The organism is Paraburkholderia sp. SIMBA_030, assembly GCF_046535245.1.
In the GTDB taxonomy this organism is placed as follows: domain Bacteria; phylum Pseudomonadota; class Gammaproteobacteria; order Burkholderiales; family Burkholderiaceae; genus Paraburkholderia.
In genome coordinates this window covers 1-372 of record NZ_JAWRXB010000146.1, presented here as the reverse complement: position 1 = coordinate 372, position 372 = coordinate 1, and the positions used below count along the sequence as shown (strand labels likewise).

The following is a 372-nucleotide window of genomic DNA, read 5'->3' as shown; positions in this document are numbered from 1 at the left end:
AAAATCGTTCGTATCGTTGACGCGGAAAAAGTTGAAAAAAAATTCCTGGGTCGTCCGATCACCGTTTGGCGTCTGTACTTCGAACACCCGCAGGACGTTCCGACCATCCGTGAAAAAATCCGTGAACACTCTGCGGTTGTTGACATCTTCGAATACGACATCCCGTTCGCGAAACGTTACCTGATCGACAAAGGTCTGATCCCGATGGAAGGTGACGAAGAACTGAAACTGCTGGCGTTCGACATCGAAACCCTGTACAAGGAAGGTGAAGAATTCGGTAAAGGTCCGATCATCATGATCTCTTACGCGGACGAAGAAGAAGCGAAAGTTATCACCTGGAAAAAAATCGACCTGCCGTACGTTGAAGTTGTT

1 protein-coding gene is annotated in these 372 nt (G+C 47.6%); it reads left to right on the top strand.

Annotated features, from left to right (window positions below; genetic code table 11):
- Positions 1-372 (top strand): 3'-5' exonuclease (locus SB772_RS39395; RefSeq protein ID WP_410838438.1); only part of this gene is annotated, 372 nt, incomplete at both ends.